General features: G+C 63.7%; 7 protein-coding genes. All 7 read left to right on the forward strand.

Features of this window, described 5'->3' with window-relative positions; all coding sequences use genetic code 11:
• Nucleotides 1-166: 166 nt before the first annotated feature.
• The gene (locus tag B4U45_RS19085; protein ID WP_075547046.1) at nt 167-1,900 is read left to right on the forward strand and encodes an AMP-binding protein; all 1,734 of its coding nucleotides are present in this window, start codon (nt 167-169) and stop codon (nt 1,898-1,900) included.
• Nucleotides 1,897-8,619, forward strand: a complete 6,723-nt coding sequence (locus tag B4U45_RS19090; RefSeq protein WP_083153123.1) for a type I polyketide synthase — start codon at nt 1,897-1,899, stop codon at nt 8,617-8,619. Before B4U45_RS19085 ends, B4U45_RS19090 begins: the two co-directional genes overlap by 4 nt.
• Before the next feature lie 2 nt (nt 8,620-8,621).
• Nucleotides 8,622-13,985, forward strand: a complete 5,364-nt coding sequence (locus B4U45_RS19095) for a non-ribosomal peptide synthetase (protein WP_219859480.1) — start codon at nt 8,622-8,624, stop codon at nt 13,983-13,985.
• 135 nt (nt 13,986-14,120) lie between these two features.
• Nucleotides 14,121-15,365: a glycosyltransferase gene (locus tag B4U45_RS19100; protein ID WP_075547161.1), complete on the forward strand. Its 1,245-nt coding sequence runs from the start codon at nt 14,121-14,123 to the stop codon at nt 15,363-15,365.
• Between the two features lie 134 nt (nt 15,366-15,499).
• Entirely contained in the window at nt 15,500-17,767 is a 2,268-nt protein-coding gene (locus tag B4U45_RS19105; protein ID WP_075547049.1) for an AMP-binding protein, read from the forward strand.
• 90 nt (nt 17,768-17,857) lie between these two features.
• Nucleotides 17,858-19,423: a GMC oxidoreductase gene (locus tag B4U45_RS19110; RefSeq protein WP_083153122.1), complete on the forward strand. Its 1,566-nt coding sequence runs from the start codon at nt 17,858-17,860 to the stop codon at nt 19,421-19,423.
• Nucleotides 19,424-20,410: an aldo/keto reductase gene (locus B4U45_RS19115; RefSeq protein ID WP_075547051.1), complete on the forward strand. Its 987-nt coding sequence runs from the start codon at nt 19,424-19,426 to the stop codon at nt 20,408-20,410.
• The last annotated feature ends 86 nt before the right edge of the window (nt 20,411-20,496 follow it).

Below are 20,496 nucleotides of genomic sequence, written 5' to 3' on the forward strand. Positions count from 1 at the left end.
TGAAAACCGGTATGGCCAAACCGATCTGAATCCCGGAACAATCTCGATTTACGTGATCGATAATTTTTGGTATTCCGCGTACGTCCCCGCATTTCGAAGCTAATCTGTCCGAGGCTGATCTGGGCGAGGTCTATCCAACTGAGACAGACGGAGGCGACGATTACCTATGGCTGGTGAACCTTCTCTGACCGAACTCCTGCAGGAAATCGCCAACCAGCACCCCGACCGCGACGCATACACTTTTATCGACTACGAGACCGACCCGAACGGCGTTTCCGAAACCCTTACCTGGGGACAAGTTCATCAACAAGCACAGGTTCTTGCCAAAGAGCTCTTGATATGCGGCTCGAGCGGTGATCGGGCCGCCATCCTGGCCCCCCAAGGACTTGAATACATTGTTGCTTTCTGGGGTGCACTCCACGCCGGATACATAGCGGTTCCGTTGCCGCTGCCGCAGTTCGGCGTCTACGAGGAGCGGGTTTCTTCGGCGCTGCGAGATTGCGCTCCTTCGGTAATTCTCACGACCAGCGGCGCCGCTGCAGATGCCGTGAAATACGCGGGTGGTTGCAACGACGGTTCCGCCGCTTCAGTCATCGAGATCGATTCGCTGGACACCGAAGCTCTATGCCAGACGGACCCCAGGCATTGCCCACCTTCCCAGCCCGCGTATCTCCAATACACGTCGGGATCGACCGGGAGGCCAACCGGGGTCATGATCTCGCATCCGAACGTGGTGGCCAATTTTCAGCAGTGGACGCGCGACTTGGCTCGTGGCCACCGCGGTGAGATCACTGCGGTCTCGTGGCTGCCGTTCTACCACGACCTGGGTTTGATGATGGGCATTTGCCAGCCGATGCTGTCCGGAGGACACGCTGTGCTCATGAGTCCGGTGTCGTTCGTACAACGGCCGGCTCGTTGGATGCAATTGGCAGCGACCAGTGGGACCGTGTTCACGTCGGCGCCGAACTTTGCCTTTGAATTGGCGGCACGAAAAACCGCCGACGAGGACATGGCCGGGCTGGACCTTGGCGGCTTGCTGATTCTCTGCAGCGGTGGAGAGCGGGTACAGCCGGCAACCTTGGAGCGCTTCACGAGGCGGTTTGCGCCATTCAATCTGCCCGACACGGTGATACGACCAACCTATGGGCTCGCCGAGACAGTGGTGTACGTGTCGACCCGAACACCGGCTCAGCCGCCGGACATCGTTCGTTTCGACTCGGAGGAACTGTCCGCCGGTCGGGCTGAGCGGTGCCGGGATGGCGGTGCGGCGCTAGTCGGTTACGGGTTGGCGCAATCACCACTGGTGCGGATCGTCGACCCCGAGACGCGGACCGAGTGTCCGGCGGGAAGGACCGGCGAAATTTGGGTGCATGGCGACAACGTCGCCATGGGGTACTGGCGCAATCCTGACAAGACGGAGCAAACATTCCGCGCCCGCCTGGTTAATCCGTCAACCGGCACGCCGGTCGGACCGTGGCTGCGAACCGGCGATTTAGGGGTCATTTCCGACGACGAGTTGTTCATCATCGGCCGAATCAAGGATCTGCTGATCGTGGACGGGTCCAATCACTATCCGGACGACATCGAGGCGACCATTCATGAAATAACCCGGGGGCGAGCTGCGGCGGTGTCTGTTCCGAATGACGGGACAGAACAGCTGGTCGCCATTGCCGAGGTCAAGACAACCGGCAAGTGCGATGAAGAGCAACAGGAAAAGCTCCGATCGCTGAAGGGTGAGGTCACCTCGGCGATTTCGCACTCGCATGGCCTGCGCATCGCGGACCTCGTTTTTGTGACGCTTGGTTCGATTCCTACCACGACCAGCGGCAAGGTTCGACGTTCGGCCTGCGCCGAGCGATACCAGCGGGATGAATTGGAGCGTGTCGAGGTCACGCCGTGACGGCGGGCCTTCCTGGCGATGTGGAACTTCGAAAGTGGCTGATCGATTACCTGGTAACCAACGTTGACTGCAACGCGGATGGGATCGACCCAGACCTGTCGCTGAAGGACTTAGGGCTGGGCTCTCGGGATGTCATCGATATGTCAGGCGAGCTGGCCAAGCTGCTCGGTCGGCCGGTGTCGCCGGTGGACTGTTGGCAGCACCCGACGATCAACGCTCTGGTCGCCTTTCTCACCACCACGGGGCCGGAATCTGTTGACCAGGGTCATCCGGCCAGTCGTTGGGTGGACGAACCGATCGCGGTCATCGGCCTGGGCTGCCGGTTTCCGGGGGGGATATCTGGGCCCGAAGCATTGTGGGAGTTTCTGTGGAAAGGTCGCTGTTCCATAGCTGAGGTTCCGGCTGATCGCTGGTTGCCGTTCGATGACGGTTCGCCCGCGGTAGCGCAAACCCTCGCCCGGACGACTCGATGGGGCTCGTTCCTGGGCGACATCGACGCGTTTGATGCCGAGTTCTTCGAGATCTCGCCGAGCGAAGCCGCCAAGATGGATCCTCAGCAACGACTGCTCCTGGAGGTGGCCTGGGAAGCCTTGGAGCACGCTGGGATTCCCGCGACTTCATTGCGCCGCTCGCAGACCGCAGTGTTCGCCGGCGCTTGTGTCAGCGAATATGGGCACCTGGCAGCCACCGATTTGCCCGGGGTTGATGCGTGGAATAACACCGGCGGTGCGCTGAGCATCATCGCCAATCGGTTGTCGTATTTCCTTGATCTGCACGGCCCCTCCGTTGCGGTGGATACCGCATGTTCGTCGTCGTTGGTGGCGATCCATCTGGCATGCCAAAGCCTGCGGATGGGCGACTCGGACCTGGCCATTGCCGCGGGGGTCAATCTGCTGTTGTCGCCGGCGATTTTCCACGGCTTCGATCAAGCCGGTGTGTTGTCGCCAACCGGTCGCTGTCATGCGTTTTCCGCGGATGCCGACGGCTTTGTGCGTGGCGAGGGCGCTGGCGTGGTGGTGCTCAAACGGCTCAATGACGCGCTGCGTGCCGGGGACCGGGTGCTCGCGGTGGTGCGCGGTTCGGCAGTCAATCAAGATGGCCGGTCCAACGGGCTGATGGCTCCGAATCCGGCCGCTCAGATGGCGGTGCTGCGGGCCGCTTATGCCAATGCAGACGTGCCGCCACACGAGGTGGACTATGTGGAGGCGCACGGGACCGGGACCTTGTTGGGTGATCCCATCGAGGCGCGTGCCCTGGGCAAGGTGTTGGGTCGCGGGCGCGCGGCGACCTCCCCGCTGTTGATCGGCTCCATCAAGACGAATCTGGGTCATATCGAGGCAGCGGCGGGGATCGCGGGTTTCATCAAGGCGGTGCTGGCGTTGCAGCGGGGCCGGCTGCCGGCGAGCCTGCACTTCGACGCCCCCAACCCCCATATTTCTTTTGACCAGTTGCGGCTGAAAGTCGTTGCAGAACACCAGGAGTGGCCGGCAGTAGGCCGCGCCCGACGGGCGGGAGTGTCGTCGTTTGGATTCGGCGGCACGAATGCACATGTGGTGTTGGAGCAAGCCCCCGAGCACGTTGCGGTGGTGCCTGAGCCGGACCCGGCCGTCGGCACGTTGGTGGTCTCGGGTAGGACGCCGCAGCGGATTGCGGCGGCGGCGGGGGTGTTGGCGGACTGGATGACCGGTGCGGGTTCTGGGGTGGCGTTGGCGGAGGTGGCTCACACACTCGCGCATCACCGAGTTCACCATTCCCGGTTTGCCACGGTGTGTGCCCGGGAACGGGCTCAGGCGGTCGCCGGGCTACGGGCGTTGGCGGCCGGCCGGGCGGAAACCGGGGTAGTCGGCCCGCATGAAGGGGCCTGCCGGACGGGCACGGTGTTCGTGTACTCGGGTCAGGGCTCGCAGTGGGCGGGAATGGGTCGACAGTTGTTGGCCGACGAACCGGTTTTCGCGGCGGCGGTGGCCGAACTCGAGCCGGCATTCGTTGAGCAGGTGGGGTTTTCGCTGCATCAGGTGCTGGCCGAGGCGCAGCCGGTGACCGGTGATGCGCGGGTTCAGCCGGTGATCATGGGACTGCAGCTGGCGCTGACGCAGTTGTGGCGTTCTTACGGGGTCCATCCGGATGCGGTGATCGGTCATTCGATGGGCGAGGTCACCGCGGCGGTGGCGGCCGAGGCGTTGACACCTGCCGAGGGATTGCGGGTGATCGCGGTTCGATCGCGATTGATGGCGCGGCTGGCCGGCCAGGGCGCGGTGGCCCTGATAGAACTCGACGCCGAGGCCACGGCCGCGTTGCTCGACACCCATCCCGGGGTCAGCGCGGCGGGTTTCTTATCGCCGCGGCAAACGGTGATCGCCGGACCCCCAACCGAGGTGGCCGCGGTGATCACCGAGGTGCAGCGGCAAAACCGGTTTGCCCGGCGGGTCAACATGGAGGTCGCCTCGCATACCGCTTTGATGGATCCGATCCTGCCTGAGTTGCGCTCCGCACTAGCCGATTTGGCCCTCAAGACGCCGATGATTCCGTTGCTCTCCACCGTCACCGGTACCGCCAATCCGCCGCTGGATGCCGACTATTGGGTGGCCAATCTCCGGCAACCGGTACTGCTGAGCGGGGCCATCACCGCCGCCGGGCAAGACCATGCGATCTTCATCGAAATCAGCCCGCACCCGATGCTGACGTACGCCGTCACCGAAACGTTGGGATCGCAGATCCACCATCACAGCATCGGCACGCTGAGGCGCGACGGCGACGACACACTCAGCTTCCACACCAACCTCAACGCCGCCAGCACCAGTCACCCGCCACGCCTGCCGCATCCGCCCGGACCGCATCCGGTGCTGCCGGCCAGTCCTTGGCAGCACGAGCGGCACTGGCTTTCCGCCGGGTCGGCCACCGCCGCGGCGGTGGTAGGCCATCCGCTATTGGGGGTCGGTGTTACCGATCCCACCAATGGAATTCGGGTGTGGGAACGCATGCTCACTCCCGATTACCTGTGGCTTGGCGATCACCGTATTGACGGCATGTGTGTTTTGCCCGGCGCGGCGTATATCGAGTTGGCACTAGCGGCGGCGGCCGAAGCGCATGGGACCGACCGCGATATGCCGTGGCAGGTTGTTGAGTTATGCCTGCGCGAGTTGATGCCGATTAGGGAACCTACCGTTGTCGTCACGACATTGAGTGGCACTGCGTCCCGGCCGTGCGTGGAAATCCGTTCCGGAATCCGGGATTCGGGGTGGACGCTGCATGCCAGCGCGGTGTTGGAGCGGGGTGTGCCGCGGGTCGTGGAACCGATCGATGTTGATGACTCATCGGTGACGAAGTTGGATGCCGACAGTCTCTATCGCCGGTTGCGCGGCGCCGCCCAACACCATGGTCCTGCTTTCCAGGGGGTTACCGGGCTCAGCGTATTCGGTTGCGGCGCGGCTCGGGCCGAGGTGCGGTTGCCATCGAGTGCCCGGCAGGGAGCGCGACGGCTACTGGCGCATCCGGTGATGGTCGATGTTGCGTTGCAGACACTTGGCGCGACCAAGCCGGCTACCGACCTTGCCGGTGCGCAGGGCACCGGGTCGGTGGTGCTTCCGGTGCGGTTTCGCGGTGTGCGGGTCTATGGAGATCTCACCGAAGGTGTTGCCGCGCTGGCGGTGCTGAGACCAACGGCGGACCCGGATCGGTACGTAGGCCGAGTGGTGCTCACAGGTAGCCAGGGACAGGTCTTGCTGGTTATCGATGAGATCGAGATGGCGGTGGTGCCGGCAGGGGCCAGCAGCGAGGTGGCCAGTCACACATTCACCTTGGCCTGGGAGCCGATGGCTACGGATAAGCCGGCCGCTGCGGTGGGTGCGGTGTTGCTGGTTGCTGAACATGGTGCGGCTGACGGGTTGCTGGACGCGGTGCGCGCGGGGCTTTCACGACGGACGCCGCACTGTCAGGTGGTGATGGCGGGGGATCGGGCCGAGCTCCAGGACGCGTTGACTCAGAGCGATGTGTGCTGGAACGCGGTGGTACTGGTGTGTCCACCGCGTTCGGTCGATGAGGCCTTGTCTGATTCTGCGCAGTTGGAATTGGCGCAGTCGCGGACGTTGTTCGTTGCCGACATCGTCAAGAGTTTGTCGCAGAGCGGTATTCGCGGCCGACCGAGGCTGTGGATGGTGACCCGCGGGGCTCAGCACGTAGCTGCTGGTGAGCGGGTGACATTGGCGCAGACAACGCTTCGTGGTATGGCGCGGGTGCTGACGTTTGAGCATCCGGAGCTGAATGCCACCGTCGTGGACGTCGATGCCGAAGGTGATATGTCGGCTGGCGCGCTGGTTGATGAGTTGTGCGCCAATTGCGGCCACGATGAGGTGGCTTTGCGCAATGGGCAGCGGTGCGTGAATCGCCTTGTCCGGGTCCCGGTTTCGGCTCCCAACGTCGTGGCTGCCGAGCGGCGTCCGGTGTTGGTCGATCTCGATGGTGGCGGCGCGGTGCGCTTGCAGACCGATCAGCCGGGGCGGTTGGGCGCGTTGGCGGTGCATGCGGTGCGGCGTATGCCGCTGGCAGCGGATGAGGTCGAGGTCCGGGTGGTGGCCGCGGGGCTCAATGGCAGCGACGTCCTCAAGGCGATGGGTTTGTATTCCGCGTTGGACGACACGGTGGGCGACGGCGTGCCGGCGCTTGGCAGCGAATGCGTGGGATATGTGGCCGGCCTCGGCGCTGCGGTGGATTCGCTGCAGCTGGGACAGCGGGTAATCGCGTTGGGGCCTGGTTCGCTTGCTTCGTATCTGACGACGTCGGCCGATTGGGTCGTGCCGGCGCCGCAGGCGCTGTCGGATCATGAGGCGGCCGGCCTGGGTATTGCCTACCTGACGGCGTGGCACGGGTTGTGTGAGGCGGGGCGGCTTACGGCCGGGGACCGGGTGTTGATCCATTCGGCCGCCAGTAGTGTCGGGTTGGCGGCGGTGTCGATCGCCAAGGTCATCGGGGCACGCATTTATGTGACGGCGGACTCGGCGGCCCAGCATGAGGTGTTGGCGCAGTTGGGTGTTGATTATGTTGGCAACTCGGGCAACCCGGAGTTCGTCGAGGAGATAGAGGCGTCCACCGGGGGACAAGGTGTCGACGTCATCTTCAATTCGACTGCCGGAGCAGAGATTCGGCGTAGTGGCATGGAGATCCTTGCTCCCGGTGGGCGATTCGTCGAGCTGAGTAGGCGCGACGGCTACGCCGGTGCGCAGCTGGAGCTGGCTTCGCTGGCCAAGAGTGCGTCTTTCGCAGTGGTCGATCTGGAATTGAATCTGCGGCTGCGACCGCGACGCTACCGTGAGCTGTTGCAAGACATTTTGCAACAAGTGGTGGCCGGCGAGCTGCAGCCGCTCCCGGTCAGCGAGTTCAGCCTCGACCGCGCCGTTGACGCGTTCGAGATGATGGCTTCGGACGCTCACATCGGCACGATCGTGATCTCGATACCGACCGCGGGAAGCATTGTGGCGCTTGCCTGCCCGCCCGCCCAACCGTTGGTCCGGGCCGATGGCGGCTACATCGTGGTGGGCGGCATGGGCGGGCTGGGCTTTGTCGTGGCGCACTGGCTGGTCGCCGAGGGCGCGGGTCTGGTGGTGCTTAACGGGCGTTCGGCGCCCGGCGCCGAGGTTGCGGCGGCGATCGCGGAAATGAACGCTGCGGGACGTCGGGTGCAGGTCATCACCGGCGATATCGCCCAACCTGGTACCGCGGAGCGGTTGGTGGCCGCTGTCGAGGAAGCCGGTCTGCGGCCGGCAGGTGTGTTGCACAGCGCGATGGTGCTGGCCGATGAGATCGTTTCGAACATGTCGGCGTCGGCGGTGGCGCGAGTGTTCGCGCCAAAGGTGGCCGGCCACTGGTGGTTACACAAAGCGACCGCTCACCTCGACCTGGACTGGTGGTTGACATTTTCGTCGGCTGCTTCGCTGTTGGGCTCACCGGGACAGGGGGCCTATGCGGCAGCCAACTCTTGGGTGGATGGGCTGGTGGCCTACCGACGCTCTCAGGGTCTGCCGGCGATCGGAATCAACTGGGGGCCGTGGGCGCGGGTGGGTCGTGGACAATTCCTGGCTGATCAGGGCTTTTCGATGCTCACCCCGGAGCTGGGATTGGCTGCCATGCAACAACTTCTGGTTGCCGACCGTGCCCGCACCGGAGTGTTCAGATTCGACGCCCACCAATGGTTCCGATCTTTCCCGGGCGCCAAAGAGTCCTCGCTGCTGGCTGGTCTGGCCGACCCGCGCGGCCACGAAGCGAGCCTGGGCGACTCGCTACGCCACGCGGACCGGCAGGAGCGTCAACGTCTGTTCGAGGGCTACCTGTGTGATCTGGCTGCCAGCAAACTCGGTGTGACACCGTCTCGGCTGGACCCCCAGTCGGCCCTCGACCGCCTGGGGCTCGACTCGCTGAGCGCGTTGGCGCTGCGCAATCAGATCGACCGCGATTTCGGTATCGCTGTCCCGGCCGTTCAGCTACTGGACGGCGGCAGCATCGCAGCCCTTGCCGAGTGGCTCGCCGACCAGCTTCCCGGCGCGGCTACGGCGCGGCCCGCTCCGACCGTGTCCGCCGATAGCACTGCGGCGCAACCTAACCGGACGCCGGAGACCACCGATACCGACGGCGCACCGTGGATCGACCTGCTGACCCAGGTGCAGCAAGTTTCAGACGACGACGTCGACGAACTGCTTCGTCAGGTCATTGCCGCCAAGGGAGATTGAGGATGACGGATAGGTCCAGCGAGAAGTCGATCGACATCACCACGCTCTCCGCCGAGGAAAAGCGCGCGTTGTTGTCGCGGCTACTGATGGAGAAGGCGCAGGCGTCGGCGTCGGCGCATCCGTTGTCGTACGGGCAGCGGTCGCTGTGGTTTCTTTACCAGCTTGCGCCCGGAAACCCCGCCTATACCCTCAGCTATGCCGGACGGATCAGGGGAGAACTGGATGTGCCGGCGCTGGAGCGCGCCGCACAGGCACTTGTCGAACGGAATGCGGTCCTGCGCACCACGTTCGCCGTGCGCGACGGGCAGCCGGTTCAACTCGTCCACCCACACTGGCCGGCGCGCATTGTCCGCCACGACGTGGATGCTGATGAAGTTGACGAGTGGATACATCGGGAATCCCACCGTGCGTTCGACCTGAAAACCGGGCCGGTTTTCCGCCTGACGTTGCTCCGGCAATCACCACGCGAGCACGTCCTGGTGCTCGCCGTGCATCACATCGCCGCCGACTTCTGGTCCGTGGACGTCATTCTCGACGAGCTCTGCAAACTCTATGCCGCACAACACGGCGCCGACGCACCGGCGATCTGCCCAGAGCATTATGTCGGCTACGCGGATCGGCAGATGCAGATGCTGTCGAATGTCGAGGGGGATCGCCTTTGGCGCTATTGGCGCACACAGCTGGCCGGTGACCTGCCGAAGTTGAGCCTACCCACCGACCGGCCGCGACCCGCGGTTCCGTCGTACCGCAGTGCCGTACGACGTTTCAGCGTTGACGGCCGCCTGGCGTCCGATCTTCGGGAGGTGGCCCGGGGCGCCGGAGCGACGCCGTATATGACGTTTCTGGCCGCATTCGCCACGTTGCTGCACCGGTACACCGGCCAGGACGACCTGCTCATCGGCTCACCATTTGCCTGCCGCGATCGGGTCGGGATGGAGGGGCTGGTCGGCTATGTGGCCAATACCGTCGTGCTGCGCGCCGAGTTGCATGGTGACCCGACGTTCTCGTCGTTGCTGGGACGGGTCAAGCAGATGGTTCTGGGCGCGCTCGCGCACCAGGATTACCCCTTTCCCTTGCTTGTCGAACGGCTACGTCCGTCCCGGGATTTGAGCTATACCCCGATCGTCCAGGTCTCGTTCGCGTGGGAACAGTCCCGCCGATTCCAGCGCGCAGCCAGCGGGGATCTGGGCCCTGAAGCACTTGAACTCGAGACCCTACATGTCGGCCAGGGGGGTGCGGCCTTCGACTTGATGATCCAGGTGGCCGATGCGGACGGGGAGTTCACCTGCGACCTGCATTACAACCGCGACCTTTTCGACGACGCGACGATAGAGCGGCTGGTCGGGCACTTCACGACGCTGCTCAATGGCATCGTCACCCATCCCGCCAGCCGCGTGTCGGAGTTGCCGCTGCTGACCGAGCCGGAGCGCCGCCAACAGGCTGCGTGGAACGACACCCACGTCTGCTATGACGCCCCCGATTGCCTGCACGCGATGGTTGCGCAAACCGCCCGGCGCAGCCCGCACACCGTCGCCGTGTCGTTCGCCGATCAGGAGATGACGTACCGGGAGCTCGACGACCAAGCGAATGCCCTGGCCCATCGGCTGCGCGGCCTGGGAGTAGGCCCCGACGGCATCGTTCCGGTGCTGTTGGACCGCTCAGCAGACCTGGTGGTGGCTTTGCTGGGGGTGCTCAAGGCGGGTGGCGCGTTCATGCCGCTCGACCCGGCGCAACCGGCCAACCGCGTCGCGGCGATGATCGGCAACGTGCCGGACGCGCCGGTGTGCGTCACGCACCGCCGACATCTGCAAAGCCTGTCCGGGTTCACCGGTCATCGCCTCTGCCTCGACCTGCCGACGACTCCGGCGGACGGCGTCGCCGTGGCCGCCGGTACCCACGACAGCGGTCGGGCGGCGAGCCTTGCCTACGTGGTCCACACGTCCGGCTCGACCGGCACGCCCAAGGGAGCGCTCAACACCCACGGCGGAATCCGAAATCGGCTGTTGTGGATGCAGGCCACCTACCAACTCACTCCGGCGGATCGGGTCCTGCACAAGACTCCGATAAGTTTCGACCCCTCGATCTGGGAGATCTTCTGGCCATTGATCGTCGGCGCACGGCTTGTCATCGCCGAACCCGAGGTGCATAAGGACCCAGCTGCCCTGGTTCGCACCATCGTCGAACAGGACGTCACCACAGTGCATTTCGTGCCGTCAATGCTGCGCTCCTTGCTGGCTCAGCCGGGGGTGACCGACTGCGTCGGGTTGCGCCGGGTGTTCTGCAGCGGCGAAGTGCTGCCGGATGACCTTCAGGACCGCTTCCTAGCCACCTTGGACGCCGAGCTTTACAACCTCTACGGTCCCACCGAGGCCGCGATCGATGTCACCCACTACCACTGCAAGCGCGGTGAGCCGCGCTCGCCGGTCCCGATTGGGCGACCGATCGCCAACATTCGCATTCATCTCTTGGACGCTCATCAGCAACCGGTGCCGGTCGGCGTGCCGGGGGAGTTGTGCATCGGCGGGATTGGGGTGGCACGTGGCTATCTCAATCAGCCCGATGCGACAGCAGCCAGTTTCCGCACCGATCCGTTCGCGGAGGTTCCGGGCGGGCTGCTGTATCGGACCGGAGACCGGGCGCGGTACCTGCCGGACGGCAACATCGAGTACTTGGGGCGCCTCGATAACCAGGTGAAGATCAGCGGCGTCCGGATCGAGCCGGGTGAGGTGGAGGCCGCACTGCTTAAGCACCCCGGGGTCAGCGACAGCGTGGTCGTGGCCGACACCGACAGCCGCGGCAACCTGCGGCTGGTCGCCCATATTGTGGCGACCCAGGACGCCGCGCCGAGTGTCGGCGAGCTTCGCCGCTTCCTCCTCGATCAGCTTCCCGCGGCGATGGTGCCGGCGATCTTCTCGGTGGTTGCGTCGCTGCCACATACGTCGAGCGGAAAGGTCGACCGCCGCGCGCTGAAGGCGGCCGGCGATCAGGCGCCGATAACGGGGCCGGAGTTCGTCGCTGCGCGGACGCCTGCTGAGAAGGTCCTCACCGCAATCTGGTGTGACGTGCTCGATCTGGACACCGTTGGCGTGCACGACGATTTCTTCGCCCTCGGCGGCTCCTCGAGCCACAGCCTGGAAGTCGCGGCGAAAGCGAATGCAGCCAACCTACCGCTGCGGCCGGAGTCGCTGTTCGTCTTCGGTACCGTCGCCGAGCTGGCCGCCGAATACGGCAAGGCCGCGCAGGACGCGCCAGACCCCGAAGTGGCTGAGACATCCGAGACATCCGAGATATCCGAAACTTCCGAGGGCGGCAGCCGGGTCGCCGCAGCCGCCACTGCTCCGCCGGTGCCCGCTACCAGCCGGCAGACGCGTAACACCGTGATGGAAAGCATCGGTGTGTATCTGCCGGCGGGGGTGCTGTCGACCGAGAGCGTCCTGGCAGGCTGCGTCAACGAGATCGGTATTCCGTTGGAACGTCTGACCGGAATCCGCAGCAGGCGAGTGGTCGGACCGGGCGAATTCTCGATCGACCTGGCCCGAAATGCGGTGGCCGACTGTCTGAAACGGTCGAAGTATGCGGCCGACGAGATTGATCTGGTCATCTGCTGCAACATTTCCCGCTGCGACGGACCCGGGCACAAGGTCGTGTTCGAGCCCAGCACCGCGGCGCGGCTGCGGGACCAATGCGGCCTTACCAATGCGATTGCCTTCGACGTCTCCAACGCCTGCGCCGGGATGTTCACCGGTGTCGCCGTCGCCGATGCATTCCTGCGGGCCGGACTGGTCGAGTGCGCCATGGTCGTCAGTGGTGAATACATCAGCCACATCACCGAGACGGCGCAGCAGGAAATCGAGGGACCGATGGATCCGCGACTCGCGTGCTTGACGGTTGGTGACGCCGGTGCCGCGGTGATCCTCGAGCGCGGCACCACTGACCGGGTCGGCTTCCACGACATCGACATGGCCACCCTGAGCCGGTACAGCAGCCTGTGCATGGCCAAGGCAAGCAATGGTCCACATGGCGGCGCGATTATGACCACCGACTCGATCAACATTACCGCCACGGTGGTCAAGCGTTTACTGCCATACACCGCCGCCGTGATGAATCGGCACGGCTGGCGGCCCGAACACTGCGACCACATCGTCATTCACCAGACATCCAAGGCATCGCTCAACGACGCGGTGGTCGCGATGAATGGAATGTTCGGCCCGGGTAGCGCCCAACCGGCCAGCGTCGTCAATAATCTCGGTGAACGGGGAAACACCGCCAGCACCACACATTTCGTGGCCCTCGGCGATCAGATCCGGGCCAATCGGATCAACCCCGGGGACAAAGTGCTGTTCAGTATCAGCGGCACCGGACAGACGATCGGCGCCGCGCTCTACACCTTCGACGACCTGCCGGCCCGAATGCGCAGGGCGCCCGAGGGTCAACACACCCACGGCTTCTCGGCCCGTCGACGACGCCCGGAGCCACCGCCGGGGCCCCGGGTGCGGATCGAAGGGGTCGGCACCGCCGCCGAGCAATCCCGGCCTCGGCGTGCAGTCGAACTCGCGACGCAAGCCGCCAGACAGTGCCTGAGCCGGCGCGGAATGGATCCGGCACAGCTCGAATTGATCGTCTACGCCGGGGTGTACCGGGAGGACTTCATCGCCGAACCGGCCATCGCGGCGTTGGTGGCCGGTGAAATCGGCGCTAATGTCGACATCGATTCGCCCGATGCGCCAACGACTTTCGCCTTCGACGTGCTCAATGGAGCGGTCGGATTCCTCAACGCATGCCAGGTGGGTGTGCAGATGATCGGCGCTGAAAAAGCCGAACACGCGATGGTGGTGGCTGCCGAGATCGAAAACAACGGCGGTGACAGCGGGCACCCGTTGTATGGTCTCGGCGAGACGGGCTCCGCGGTGATCCTGGGCAGGTCCGACGGCGACTCAGGCTTCGGTCGGTTTGTGTTCCATCACCATCCGGAGTACGTCTCCGCATTGGAAACGTACTTGCAGCAAGGAGATGGGCGCAGCTGGCTGCAGATCGACCGCGACCCGAATCTGTCGGCCCGCTACCTGGACTGCATCCCGGCCGCCGTCGAGGAACTGCTCAAGCTCGAAGAGCTTGACTGCTCCCAGATCGCGGCCGTGTTCCCTCCGCACCTGTCCCAGGCGGATCGCGCCGAACTCGCTGTGCGCCTGAACATTCCGGATTCACAATTCATTGACCTGGCGACCGAATCCGATTTGTTCTCCTCATGTCTGCCCTACGAACTGGAACACGCCTGGCGGCATCAGCTGGTCCGTCCGGGCGACATCGGGCTGGTCATCAGCGTCGGCTCCGGCATCGAGGTCGGTTGTGCCACCTACCGCTTCTGATGCCGATGTCGACCGCCGTCACGGGAAGAACGGCAACCCTCGAACGATCCACGCAGTTTCCGGCCGCACCGGCGATGTGCTGGTTCTCGACAATGTTGTTGTGTTGTGCTGCAACATGAAAGGTTGCAATCCGTCATGAGGTTTGCGCTGGTCTCCTATGGAACGCGTGGCGATGTCGAGCCGTGCGCGTCGGTCGCGCTGGAGCTGCTGCGACGGGGCCACAACGTGCGTATTGCAGTGCCGCCCAACTTGCTTGGCTTTGTCGACTCGGTCGGGCTTACCGCGGTCCCCTACGGGCCGGACTCGCGAGAGCAACAGAAGGACGATTTCGCCAAGGACTTCTGGAAGATGATCCGGACTCCGACCACGTTTCTGAACAAGGGCGCCGACTTCATCACCAGGGGTTGGGCCGAGATGAGCGCAACACTGGCAACTCTGGCGCGCGATGCCGATCTCATAATGTCAAGTTGGATGTACCCCGGGATCGCCGCCAATGTTGGCGAGCATTATGGTATTCCCGTTGCCATGCTGAATTTTGTTCCACTGCAAGTCAATAGCCGACTATTGCCGAGCCTTCCGGCTCCGTTGGGCCGCGGCGCGCTTTCGGCAGCCTGGTGGATGTACTGGAAGATGACGAAGGAAGCCGAGGCGGCGCAACGCCGTGAATTGGGTTTGCCAATGGCGACAGCCTCGGCAGCGAGACGAAACGGCGAGCGGGGATCGCTTGAGATCCAAGCTTACGACGAGCTGCTATTTCCCGGGCTGGCGACCGAATGGGCTGGGCGATGGCCCTTTGTTGGCGCGCTAACGATGGAATTGGCAACAGATGTCGACAACGAGGTCGCATCGTGGATTGCCGCCGGCGCGCCGCCGATCTACTTCGGATTCGGTAGTAGGCCGGTGAAATCGATGGCAGACCTGATCGACATGATCAGTGCATCCTGCGAGCAGCTGGGTGAGCGGGCGTTGATTTGCACCGGCGAGAACGATTTCCCCGCGACTCCGGATCGCGACCATGTCAAAGTTGTTCGCGCGGTGAGCCACGCGGCCACTTTTCCCGCGTGCCGCGCGGTTGTCCACCACGGTGGTGCGGGCACCACGTCAGCGGGTTTGCGGGCCGGGGTCCCGACGTTGATCCTGTGGTTCACTTCCGACCAGCCCATGTTTGCGGCCGCGGTCAAGCGGCTCAACGTTGGCACTGGCCGGCGTTTCTCGAGTGTCACGCCGCAATCGCTGGTCGCCGACTTGAGTTCGATTCTCACACCAGAATGCAGCACCCGCGCCCGCGAAATCGCCACCCGGATGAGCAAACCCGCCGACAGTATCGCCGCCACCGCCGACGCATTGGAAAAGGCGGTTCGTCTGAGGGGGCTTGGCTGATGGACATGCCCGCTTCGCCGGGGTGGGTTCGCGACGACGGACCCGGTGGGGTCAGGGAGCCGGTCGTGGTGGGGTGGCGCCCGCTCGCACGAACACGGACCAACCGGGATTGACATCGGAGCAAGGAGTAGTAGATGCCGATAGATAGCGGGTTTCCGGTGCCACCAACCTTGTCAGATATCGTGCGTGGTAGCGCCGAACGCTATTCAGACAAGGTTGCATTCGACTATTGCCGGTATTCCCCCGACGGGGAAGAACATAGCCAGCTAACCTATCGCGAACTCGACATCAAGGCGCGAGCGATCGCGTCGATTTTGCAACAACAGGGAGCGGCGGGCGAACGGGTACTGGTCCTCTGTCCCTCGGGCCTGGATTTTATCGCCGCCTTCTTCGGGTGTATCCACGCCGGGGCCGTCGCTGTACCGGTGCATCCGCCGGTTCGCGACAAGGTAATGGGGCGCGTGGCGTCGATTATCGCGGATGTGCAGGCGCGCTTGGTGCTTACCACCACGGAAGTGCAGGCGAAAGTCAGGGATGTGGTGGACGGCTTGGCCGACGGGAGTTCCCTGCAGTGGTGTGCCGTAGACGCCGTCAACCCGCAATCCGCCGCGGAGTGGATCACACCGGACATCGACCCAAGCGCAATCGCTTTCGTGCAATACACCTCGGGTTCTACCAGCGCACCAAAAGGCGTGATGGTGACCCACCACAACCTACTGTCCAACCTGGAGACCATCCGTAGGGCCACGGGTTGGGTCGACTCGTACATCGCGGTGTCCTGGTTGCCGCCCCATCACGACATGGGCCTTATCAGCATGATTCTCGGCACGATGTGCTTTGGCGGCAGTTGCTTCTTGATGCCGCCCGAAGCTTTCATCGAGCGCCCAATGCGTTGGCTCGAAGCGCTTTCCCGTTATGGCGGCACGATCACCGCTGCACCGAATTTCGCCTATGACCTGTGTGTCGAACGCAGCAGCGAGCCGGAACGTGCGGCGCTCGACCTCTCCAAGTGGTTGTTAGCCGTGTGTGCTGCCGAGCCGGTGCGCGCCGCAACCTTGGACCGGTTCGCCAATGCCTTTGGTCCCAGCGGCTTCCAGCCCGAGGCGTTCAAACCGGCGTACGGTTTGGCGGAGGCGACACTGCTGGCATCCGGTCAGGCCGATTGGATCGTCCCGCTGGTGCGACACCTGGATCCTGTTGCGTTGCGTGAGCACCACGTGGTGGGCGTCTCGCCGGCGCACCCGGCCGCCGTCACGCTCGTAGGCTGCGGCCCCGCGCTGTACGACGTGGAAGTGGTTATCGTCGATCCGGACACCCGACGGTCCTGTGCGGACGGGGAAGTCGGGGAGATCTGGCTCGCCGGCGGCGGCATCGCGCTGGGGTATTGGGGCGAGCCGATCAAGACGGAAGAGACATTCTCGGCGTTCCTCGCCGACACCGGGCGCGGACCTTTCCTGCGTACCGGGGACCTGGGGTTCTTCCTGGACGGCGAGCTGTTCGTCACGGGGCGGCTCAAGGACCTCGTCATCATCCGCGGCCGCAACTACTACGCCGAAGACATCGAGGCCACGGTGCAGGACAGTCATGCGGCGCTGCTGCGCGGGCGGGGTGCGGCGTTCTCGGTAACGCGGTCATCCAATGACGCCGAACAGCTCGTCGTCGTACAGGAGGTGGACCGGGAGCGGATCCGCGAAGCCGACGTCGGCGCGGTTATCGCCGCGATTCGTGCCGCGGTCACCGAGGACCATGAGATACAGGCGCACGCCGTCTTATTGGTGGAGCCGCTGCGGATCCCGACGACCTCGAGCGGAAAGATCCGGCGCAATGCCTGCCGACAACGGTTCCTCGACGGCGGCCTCGAGGTTTTCGCACAGTGGCACGCGCCAGCTCCGCGCGATCCGCAGCCGGCCGTATCGCCAACCGAGCCGACTCCACTGCACGCCGGGCGCGCCGAGATCGCAGAGTGGTTCGTGTCCAGGCTTTCGCTGGAGCTGGGCCTGTCACGGGCAGAGATCGACACATCGTTGCCGCTGTCGCACTACGGTCTTGACTCCATCCGTGCCATCCGGCTGACCGCAGCAATGGAAACCTGGCTCGGACGTGAGCTCTCGCCCACGCTTACCCAGGAGTACCCGACGATCGACCTGCTGTCCGGACATTTGGCCGAGCCTGCCGCCGCGGTGGAGACAGTCGGTGGCTCCGCAAGCCCGGCCGAACCGGTCGCCTCCATCGGTGTCGGCTGCCGGCCGGACCCCGCCGTCGGGTCGTCGGAGGCCACCGATGTCGCCGGCTCAGGGTGGATGGACCTGCTTGACCGGATGCCGAAGATCTCCGACGAGGACGTCGACGAACTGCTGCGTCAGGTGATGGCCGCCAACGACAATCGGGACGAACCGGCCTGATTAGCAGCTATAGCGGCGGCGCTGGCCGCGGTTGCCGCAAACGACGACGCGACACCCGAAACCACATCGGAGGGAATGAGACAAGCACGCATGCGCAGGACTGGGTCAACGTATGACGCCATCGTCGTCGGCTCCGGAGCAGCTGGCTCGTGGGCTGTCAAAGAGCTGACGGAAGGCGGCCTGAGGGTGGTTCTGCTCGAGGCCGGCCGGAATCTGGATATCGCGCGCGACTTTCCCGCCGGCGCGGAGGCGAAATTTAGTGGGATTGCGCCACGCGTCAAGTCGGCGATCAACGGCCAATATGTTCAGGCGCGATCCCCAGCTTTTTCCGAGACGACAAAGCAGTTCTATGTCAACGACCGGGAGAACCCGTATACAACGACATCAGGAAACACGTTCCTCTGGTTCAGGGGCCGACAACTCGGTGGCCGCCTGCACACGTGGTATCGACATGCGCCGCGGATGTCGAATTACGAATTCAAAGCCGGAAGTGTCCGCGGAGACGGCGTCGACTGGCCATTGTCATACGAAGATCTGGCACCGTACTACGATATCGTCGAACGGACGCTCGGCGTCCACGGAGAAGCCGCAGGAATTCCGAATTGCCCCGATGGCCAGTTCATCGGTCCCGCGAAAACAACAACGATCGAAGAAACGTTTCTGACCCGAGTCGAGAAGCGTCTCCCGGGCCTCCGCGCGACGTACGCCAGGAAGGTCAAATACGACAACAAGCGGATTCCGCTTCCCGTCAGAGTCGCGCTGGCGACCGGCCGCCTCGACATACGGACGGACGCCGTCGCGAGCCGGTTGCTCATCGATGCGCAGACGGGAAAGGCGACCGGCGTCGAATACAGCGAGCGATTGACGGGGAATCCGCAGGTGGTTTACGGCAAAGTCGTCGTCCTCTGCGCGTCAGCGATCGAAAGCGTGCGGATCCTTCTGAACTCGGCTTGTGCCAAGCATCCGGCCGGTGTCGGCGGATCGTCGGGCTATCTCGGTCGCTATCTGTGCGACCACGTGGTGTATACGCTTGTCGGCAAAGTGCACAAAAGCGATGTCGAGCCAGGTACGAACGAGGATGGCTTCGATTTCGGAAACGTTGGGCTATACATCCCGAGCTTCTGCGAAAAGGAATCAAAAAACTTTCCCGGCGGCTACGGTATCCAGATGTCGATCGGCCGCGGGAGATCGTGGTGGGCCATGACCGCGTTCGGCGAAATGCGGCCTCGGTACCAAAATCATGTGTCGCTCGACCCGACCGTCAAAGACGCGTGGGGGATTCCAGTAGCTCAAATCTCGTGTAGCTATTCTCGGCCTGAGTTCAATATGATTTCCCATATGAGACAGCGGCTCCCAGAAATTGCGGCCGCGGGCGGTCTGCGGGTCGACAAGATCTTTAATAGCCTGCTTCGCCCCAGTTTCCTCTACCGCCCTGGACTGGCTATTCATGAGACCGGTGGCGCGCGCATGGGCGACAAGCCAGAAAATTCGGTGTTGAATTCGTATTGCCAGTGCTGGGACGCGGACAATGTATTCGTGACCGACGGCGCCTGCTTTGTCCACTCCGGATTCCAGAATCCCACACTCACCATAATGGCTCTCACGGTTCGAGCGTGTCGGTTCATCGTTCGCGACTATGCGAAGTATGTGAACTGAATGGAATACGGAAAGGTTGCCGGGATCGATAAACCCGTCTCCCGAATCGTCTTCGGCACCGATCGATTACGGGGCCGGGTACTGACCTGGGTGCCCAATCGGCACCGTGAGCAACGGGTGTTCTCGCTTTTAGATCGGACCTTCGAACTCGGGTGCAACTCATTCGACACGGCACGCTTGTATTGGGACAGCGAACGGACGCTGGGGGCATGGATTCGGGAACGCCGGAATCGCGACGACATTGTGGTCATCAGCAAGGGATGTCATCCCAACCTGTTGTCAAGACGCCCGCGGCTATCTCCGTCTGACGTCACCCGCGACCTGCACGCATCCCTCAAAGCACTCGACACCGATTTCATTGATCTGTATCTGCTCCACTACGATCATCCCCGAGCGCAAATTGAACCGCTCATAGAACGGCTCAACCGTCACCTGGACGAAGGTAAAATCACCGCTATAGGTGCGTCGAACTGGTCGCACGAGCGAATTGCTGACGCCAATGCGCTCGCCGCGAGCAAGGGGCTGAAGCCGTTCACCGCGTCGAGCGCTCAATTCAGCCTTGCCGATTGGACGCGACCTCTGTGGCCTGGAGCGGTCACCCTTGGGGGGAACGGCCAGCGTGCGGCGCGGGAATGGTATTCGAGGCACGGGCTATCGGTGTTCGCGTGGTCCAGCCTTGGCCGCGGATTCTTTTCAGATCACTTCGACCCGAAGCATCCGGCCGCCAATCGCGTGAGCCGGCGGTGTATGACCCAATTCGGCGCCGATGAGAACATCAAAAAGCTGGAACGCACAAGGATATTCGCGCGCGAGCATCGGGCCACCGTCGCACAGGTCGCGCTCGCGTACGTGCTGCGCCACCCGCTCGAGGTGTTTGCCGTGGTCGGCTGCACGACGTTCGAGAAATTTGCCGAGAACGTGGCGGCATTGTCGCTGAAGCTGGATGAGGAGACGCTCCACTGGCTCGCGACCGGAATGAGTGTATGAGGTGTCGTCCCTGCTGAACGTCACCTCGTTGCCGTCCCGCAATCAACTACATGACGCGCCGCGCAGATTCACAGGCAGCTCTCGGT

The sequence above is a fragment of the Mycobacterium persicum genome (genome assembly GCF_002086915.1).
Taxonomy (GTDB): domain Bacteria; phylum Actinomycetota; class Actinomycetes; order Mycobacteriales; family Mycobacteriaceae; genus Mycobacterium; species Mycobacterium persicum.